The organism is Parazoarcus communis SWub3 = DSM 12120, assembly GCF_003226565.1.
Taxonomy (GTDB): Bacteria; Pseudomonadota; Gammaproteobacteria; order Burkholderiales; family Rhodocyclaceae; genus Parazoarcus; species Parazoarcus communis.
Genome location: NZ_QKOE01000030.1, coordinates 23,884 through 30,626, shown reverse-complemented (window position 1 = coordinate 30,626; position 6,743 = coordinate 23,884). Strand labels below are relative to the sequence as shown.

6 protein-coding genes are annotated in these 6,743 nt (G+C 59.5%); 3 read left to right on the top strand and 3 right to left on the bottom strand.

Annotated elements, in window-relative coordinates; all coding sequences use genetic code 11:
- Window positions 1–171 precede the first annotated feature (171 nt).
- The 3 genes from DNK49_RS21675 to DNK49_RS21665 all read right to left on the bottom strand — a co-directional run bounded on the left by DNK49_RS21675 (window position 172) and on the right by DNK49_RS21665 (window position 2,847).
- On the bottom strand, window positions 172–615 hold the full coding sequence (locus DNK49_RS21675) for an NfeD family protein (RefSeq protein ID WP_110529855.1): 444 nt from the start codon (window positions 613–615) through the stop codon (window positions 172–174).
- 103 nt (window positions 616–718) lie between these two features.
- Entirely contained in the window at window positions 719–2,113 is a 1,395-nt protein-coding gene (locus DNK49_RS21670) for an undecaprenyl-phosphate glucose phosphotransferase (RefSeq protein WP_110529852.1), read from the bottom strand.
- Window positions 2,114–2,352: 239 nt separating this feature from the next.
- The gene (locus tag DNK49_RS21665) at window positions 2,353–2,847 is read right to left on the bottom strand and encodes an FxDxF family PEP-CTERM protein (RefSeq protein WP_110529850.1); all 495 of its coding nucleotides are present in this window, start codon (window positions 2,845–2,847) and stop codon (window positions 2,353–2,355) included.
- A 439-nt stretch (window positions 2,848–3,286) separates the two neighbouring features.
- On the opposite strand from DNK49_RS21665, the gene epsL reads away from it, so the two are divergent.
- From epsL to epsE, 3 genes are all read left to right on the top strand, one after another.
- Window positions 3,287–4,444 carry an XrtB/PEP-CTERM-associated polysaccharide biosynthesis outer membrane protein EpsL gene (gene epsL / locus DNK49_RS21660; RefSeq protein WP_243632474.1) on the top strand — a complete coding sequence of 386 codons (1,158 nt, stop codon included), beginning with the start codon at window positions 3,287–3,289 and terminating at the stop codon, window positions 4,442–4,444.
- 416 nt (window positions 4,445–4,860) lie between these two features.
- Window positions 4,861–5,847, top strand: coding sequence for an EpsD family peptidyl-prolyl cis-trans isomerase (locus DNK49_RS21650; RefSeq protein ID WP_110529868.1), 987 nt, complete (start codon window positions 4,861–4,863; stop codon window positions 5,845–5,847).
- A 72-nt stretch (window positions 5,848–5,919) separates the two neighbouring features.
- A complete protein-coding gene (gene epsE, locus DNK49_RS21645; RefSeq protein WP_110529842.1) occupies window positions 5,920–6,735 on the top strand; it encodes a polysaccharide export protein EpsE in 816 nt (271 codons plus the stop codon).
- The last annotated feature ends 8 nt before the right edge of the window (window positions 6,736–6,743 follow it).

Here is a 6,743-nt window from a genome sequence, read left to right as displayed (position 1 = left end):
GCCGCCCATGGTCATGATCGGCGCCATGATGCGAAAGCTCATCCATGTGGCCTTCGGGGTGCTCAAGTCCGGCAAACCATTCAATCCGCAGCTTCATAACGCTTGACCTGAATAACAGTATCTACGATCCGCACAACCACCGCGGTAGGGCGGGGTGACAACCCCGCCGACCTAAGCCGCCACAACCTTCACAAAACTGCCCTCAACCGACACCAGTTTCACCCGACTGCCTGCAGCAATCTCGACGTCGGCGGTGCAGGCCCATTCCTCCGAACCCAGTATCGGGCGCTGAAATCGAACCTTACCGCGCTGAAACGGTGCCACCGCCTGCACCAGCAAGCCCGCCTCACCAATCACGTCGCCGTCCGCCGTGCCAATCAGGGTGCCCTGTGCGGTGCGTTTGAACACCTTGAACCACAAGGCCGTCATACCAATCGATGCGAGCATCCACAGCACAATCTGAGCGGGCAGCGACAAGCCGGGCGCCAGCAATGCCAATGCGCTGATCAGCAGCGCACCAAAGCCAAACCAGATCACGTAAAAAGCCGGGATCGCCAACTCGAGCAAGATCAGCCCAATACCGCCCACCAGCCAGTACCACCACTCAACGCTCATCATCCGCCTCCTGTTTACTCATTGTAGCTGTACAAACGACAACGCCCTCAAGCAGAGGGCGTTGTGTACGCACGACGGTGCAATCCCGTTTTCGATGACCTGATCAGTACGCGTTGCGATCCTTCACGACCAGCAGTGCAGTCTTGATGATGATCCACAGATCCAGGCTCAAGGACCAGTTGCGCAGGTATTCCAGGTCGTACTCGATACGTTTTTCCATCTTGTCTACCGTTTCGGTCTCGCCACGGTAGCCATTGACCTGGGCCCAGCCGGTAATACCCGGCTTGACCTTGTGCCGCACCATGTAACCCTTGATCAGCTTGCGGTAGGTCTCGTTGTGCGCAACCGCATGTGGGCGGGGGCCAACGATACTCATGCGCCCCTGCAGCACGTTGATGAACTGCGGCAACTCGTCCAGCGAGGTGCGACGGATGAAGGCGCCAAACGGCGTGATCCGCTGGTCGTTTTTGGTGGCCTGCTTCACCACGGCGCCGTTGTCTGTGGTGGTCATCGAGCGGAACTTATAGACCAGGATCTCCTTGCCATCCAGGCCGTAACGTCGCTGCTTGAAAATGATCGGCCCTGGGGACGAGCGCTTCACCCCAATGGCAAGGCCCAGCATGATCGGCGTCAGCATGATCAGGATCAGCGTGGACAGCACGATGTCCGACGCCCGCTTGGCAATGCCGCTAAAGCCGGTAAAGGGGGTTTCGCACACCGCCACCACGGGCATGCCGCCCACATCGTCCAGACGTCCCTGGATCAGGTCGGTAACGAAAATATCCGGCACAAAAAAGATCGACGCAGTGGTGTCCTTCAACTCGTCCAGCAGGCTCAGGATGCGTGGCTGGGTTGCCATCGGCAGGGCCAGGTAGATGGCTTCGACATGGTGTTGCTTGACGAAAGCCGCCAACTCGGACATTCGACCCCGCATCGGTGCCACGTCGGTCGTCTGCAGGCGCTCGGGCGCACGATCGTCAAAAAATCCGACAACACGGGTGCCCAGGTAAGGGTTGTCTGCAAACTGGCGGGCCAGACGGATGCCGATGTCGTTGACGCCGGCGACGACCGCGACACGCTGGTTCTGCCCCATCGAAATCACGCGCGGCAGCGTCGCGCGCAACAAGACGTGCAGCGTGACATGGACAAGCGGCGTGGCAACCGCCCAGGACACCAGCACCTGCTGCGGAAAGTAATAGATGTAATGGGTGACCACCCCAAAAGCAGCCATGATGGCCACAAACAGCACCCAGTTGGTCACCAGCTTGCGCAGCGCGCGGCGGGGCGTTTCGTGAAAGGCCACATTGCCGGGAAACGTCAATGCAAACGCCAGCGCACACAGGATGATGTAGTGCGGCCCCATTCGGTCGTCGTAATAGTTGGCGCAGGCCATCAGTACTGCGACAACCACAAGCGGATCAAGAAACGCTTCCAGCGCGGAGCTTAGCGACAGGCTGCTTCTACGTAAGGCGTTCTGGCGGTCGATTGCGGCAAACATGTATGAGGGTCTCTAGTCGGTAAATGCGATGATGCGCTGCATTAATGCTGAAAGTATAACCCGACGTGCTATGTCTCCGCTCGCCCAATTTGGGTGGCATTGCTGACAGTCATTCTCAGATGCGTTCGTCAGCCGTTCAGATGTGTGCTGTCACAAAAAAATCAACGGCCCGCCAAGGCGGGCCGCTGCGCTACAGACGGCAGCCAGCAATGCGGGCAGCCGTTGCTACACGCTGTTGCTTACGCCGCATTCTTCATGCGACGACGGGCAACGGCACCCACCAGGCCCAGGCCAGCCAGCAGCATGGCGTAGGTTTCGGGCTCCGGCACCGGTTGGGTCACCACGGCAAACGAGTAAGCGCCGCCCATGGTGCCAGTGGCCTTGCCGCTGACGGTAAAGAACCACGAACCCGGGGTAAACAGGCCTTCACCCACAGCCGAGGTGCTGGAGGTGGTCAGCGGAATCACGCCGTCCGGGCCAGTCAGGGTCACCGTGAAGCTCTCGATCGAGAACAGCGGGGCGATGGTGTGCGACACCGCCCAGCCCGAACCGTAGGTCGGAACCGTGATGTCAAAGGCCCAGATGTCGGCGAAGAAGCCCGGAGCCTTCAGCACGGTGTCCGAGAAGGTGGAGACCGTCGTGGGGGAAACGTCAACAATCGTGACGTCGGCATGAGCAGCAGCAACCAGGCCAGCGCTCAGTGCGAGGGCAACAGCGGTTTTCTTGAGCATCATGAATAAAATCTCCTGATGGGTTAAAGGGCAGAACACTACAAAATGGACGTGCTGTCAAAAGTCTGATGACCCGGCTTCATCCAGCAACCCTAGTTGCAACCAGCATGAAACGTGCCAATTTTTCCCGGCTTTACCGGAGAAGCTTGTCCTATAAGCCTTTCCTGATTATGCCTATGTGCTCAACAGGGTTTTGCCAAGGTCTGAAAACCCAAGAGTGTAAAAAAATCCGACAGTCATTTGATGCGGCGCGATACAAGTTAGGCGCGTAAGGTTCAAAAGATCAAGTAACAAAGCATGACAAAGTCACGAGTTGGGTGCGCAAACGAGTCGAAGCGGTGCACAATGCGCTCATTGTCACAAACGCAGATTACGATCCCGTGATATGAGCCGTAACGCATGCATAAATCGATCCATTCTGTCGCGCCGGTGTCTGCCGCTGTTGCTGTTGCCACTAGTTGGCGGCTTGCACGCGGCCGAGGGGGATGCGCTTCAGTGGAGGGTGTCGCAGTCACTGTCTTACGAAGACAACCTCTACCGGCGGGCCTCCGGCGTTTCGGCGCCAGAAGGCCGGCGTGACGACACTATCAGCGTTACCAGCCTGGGGCTGAGCTTCGACCGCGAGTACAGCCGTCAGGGGCTGCGTGCCAATGTTGGGTTCTCGCACGCGGCTTACTCGGTTCACGATGATCTCGACTACACCGCGCCAGATGTGTCCTTGGCATGGGACTGGCGGCTGGGCAATCACTGGAGTGGCACCTTCAGTCACGCCTATGCCGAATCCCTGGCGGGCTTTGAAGATGTTGCGGGTACCGATCAAGTCATTCGTCTGCGGACCCGCTCGGCTGTCAGTGCCAACTACTGGTGGCATCCGGATTGGGCTGTGGGACTAGGAGTGTCCCGCGTTCGTAACCGCTATCAGGACAACGCCAAACCAGCATCCGAGAACGACTCGCAAGCGGTCAGTGCCAATCTTACTTATCGGCCGGCGACGGGTAATCGAGTAGTGTTCACGCTACGGCAGACCGATGGTCGCTACCCCAATCGTGCTGCGGTGGCGGGCTCCATCCGCGAATACACTCAGCGTGACGGGCGCATCGCGGGCGAGTGGCGTTTGACCGGCGCGCTTCGGCTATCCGGCGATGTGGGCTTTACCGAACGGCGCTACGATCTTGCGCCTTCGCGCGACTTTACCGGTGTCACCGGCCGTTTGGCTGCAAACTGGCAGCCTACAGCAAAGACTTCGGTCGAACTGTCGTGGCGGCGCGAGATCGGTGCCGAAGAAGACCTCGTCTCCAACTATGCGGTGACCCGCGTGCTGCGGCTTGCACCGCGCTGGGCCGTCACCGACAAGGTTTCGTTCGGTGGCTTCCTCGAGCGCAGCAGTCGCGACTATGGCGGCGATCCCGAACTGGGCTTCGACGGTCTGGTGCCTGTTCGGGACGACACCAGTCGCCGCTACGGGCTGACGCTCAGCTATCAGCCCATCCGCGCCCTCAGCCTGTCGCTGGGGGTGCAGCATCAACGCAGAAACTCCGACATTGCCTCGCGCGAGTACGAGGCAGACTCCGCCTGGCTTAGCGGAACCTTTGTCTTCTGATCAGGCGTTGGCAGGAGGTTATCAGGCACAAGAATGGTGCGAATAGGCGTTTTTTCGCACATTCATAGTGCGTGCTGTCATGCGGTTGGCAAGGTCGGTATGTCTGGAGGCGGAAGTCTTGAAGGCTTGACGGAAAATGACGATGTTGTTATGTTGCGATGCAGTATTTATCTCCGGTTAAGGTTATGTTTCATTCTTTCATAATACTTAAGTCATAGTCTTTTCGCGTAACTTGCTGTTCCTGTAGTACTTGGCCTGTTCCTTGCTGCTGTAATCCGGTACGGAACAAATCGTTTTTCAGAACATGGACACAAGTTGTCTTCAGAGCTTCACCGTCACTTGCTATGCTCGTCATGCCATCGGCGAAGATGTTTTGCTGAATCATAAGTAGATTTTATTGAATTCAAGGGATGTCCATGTTTCGTTCAACGCCCGTTGCCTCGCTTCTTGCCCTGACTTTGTCCGCCGTACTTGTGGGCTGCGGCTCCGACTCCGGTACAGGGGGCGCCAAACCGGCCACCCAGGTCGCCGTCAAGGTCAATAAGGAAGAAATCTCCGTTCATCAGCTCAACGACGTGCTGGCCCGTGCCGGCAATGTGCCGGCTGAGCAAGTCAAACAGGCCAGTACCGCCGCGCTCGAACGCCTTATCGATCAAGAACTGATGGTGCAACAGGCCAAAGACCGCAAGCTCGACCGCGACCCCAAGGTCATGCAATCGCTTGAATTTGCCCGCCGTGAAGTCCTGGCTCGCGCCTACGCCGAACAAGTCGTGGGCACGGCGGCCCGGCCGTCCGAGGCACAGATCAGCGCCTTCTACGACGACAACCCCGGCCTGTTCTCCAGGCGCCGCATCTACAACCTGCAAGAGCTCAACATCCGCATACCGGCCGAACGCTTCGACGAGGTGCGCGAAAAGCTTCAGGCCGCCGGCAACCTGCAGCAACTGGCCGCCTGGCTGACCGAGCAGAACATTCCCTTTACCGCCAATGCCGGCACCAAGCCGGCCGAGCAACTGCCACTGGAAATGCTCAAGGGCCTGTCGCAGCTCAATCCCGGGCAGGTCGCCGTCAGTCGCACCCCAACGGGGGCACTGCTGCTGTTCGTGGCCGGTGTGCGCGACGAACCCATCGATCGCACCAAGGCACGTCCCTTCATCGAGCAATACCTGCTCAACCAAACCCGTACCGAACTCGCCAAGGCTGAAGTCGCACGCCTGCGCGGCGTTGCCACCATCGAGTACATGGGCGACTTCGCCCCGGCCTCAACACCGGTCGCCGCGGCGCCTGCTGCACCCGCAACGCCTGTGGCCGTACCCGCTGCGTCAGCACCGGTTGCAGTGCCAGCAGCTGACGCCGACGCCGTGCGCAGTGCCATCGAAAAAGGCGCGGCCGGTCTCAAGTAACACCATGGCGGGCTGTGGTGGTCCGCCTCGTGCTTTTTGTATTTCTTTATCTGCAAGGCAAGCCAAACACCCATGACCTCGACTCCAGTCCGCCTGATCTTCGCCGTGTTCCTCATGGCCCTCGTCGGCATTTACAGCAGCACTGCCGATGCCGCAGATGAGCGCGAATACGTCCTTGGCCCCGGTGACATCGTCCGCATCACCGTCTTCCAGAATCCCGACCTCACCACCGAGACCCGGGTATCGGAAAGCGGCACGCTGACGTTTCCGCTGATCGGCTCCATCCAGGTCGGTGGCCAAAGCACCCTGACGGCAGAAAAAACCATCGCCGCCCGTCTGCGCGATGGCGGCTTCGTGCTGCAGCCCCAGGTCAATGTGCTGCCCTTGCAGATCCGCGGTAACCAGGTTGCCGTGTTGGGTCAGGTCAACCGCCCCGGCCGCTTCCCGCTGGAAACCGCCAACCTGCGCCTGACCGACATGCTTGCCACTGCAGGTGGTATCGCTGCCAGTGGTGCAGACACCGTGGTGCTAATCGGCATGCGCGAAGGCAAGCAGGTGCGCCGCGAAATCGACGTTCCCACCCTGTTTGCCAGTGCCGATCTCAGCAACGACCTACGCTTGTCCGGTGGCGACATCATCTATGTGCAGCGTGCGCCCATGTACTACATCTACGGCGAAGTGCAGCGCCCGGGCGCCTTTCGCCTGGAGCGCCGCATGAGCGTCATGCAGGGCCTGGCCACCGGCGGCGGCACCACTTTGCGCGGGACAACCCGCGGCCTGCGCATCCATCGTCGCGATGCCGAAGGCAACGTGCAGGTGTTCGAACCCAAGCTCGACGACCTGCTGCAGGCCGACGACGTCATCCACGTGCGCGAAAGCTTGTTCTGATATTGAGG

Coding starts and splice junctions, on each gene's coding strand:
- DNK49_RS21675 (WP_110529855.1), bottom strand. CDS start 615: ATGAGCGTTGAGTGGTGGTACTGGCTGGTGGGCGGTATTGGGCTGATC.
- DNK49_RS21670 (WP_110529852.1), bottom strand. CDS start 2,113: ATGTTTGCCGCAATCGACCGCCAGAACGCCTTACGTAGAAGCAGCCTG.
- DNK49_RS21665 (WP_110529850.1), bottom strand. CDS start 2,847: ATGATGCTCAAGAAAACCGCTGTTGCCCTCGCACTGAGCGCTGGCCTG.
- DNK49_RS21650 (WP_110529868.1), top strand. CDS start 4,861: ATGTTTCGTTCAACGCCCGTTGCCTCGCTTCTTGCCCTGACTTTGTCC.
- epsE (WP_110529842.1), top strand. CDS start 5,920: ATGACCTCGACTCCAGTCCGCCTGATCTTCGCCGTGTTCCTCATGGCC.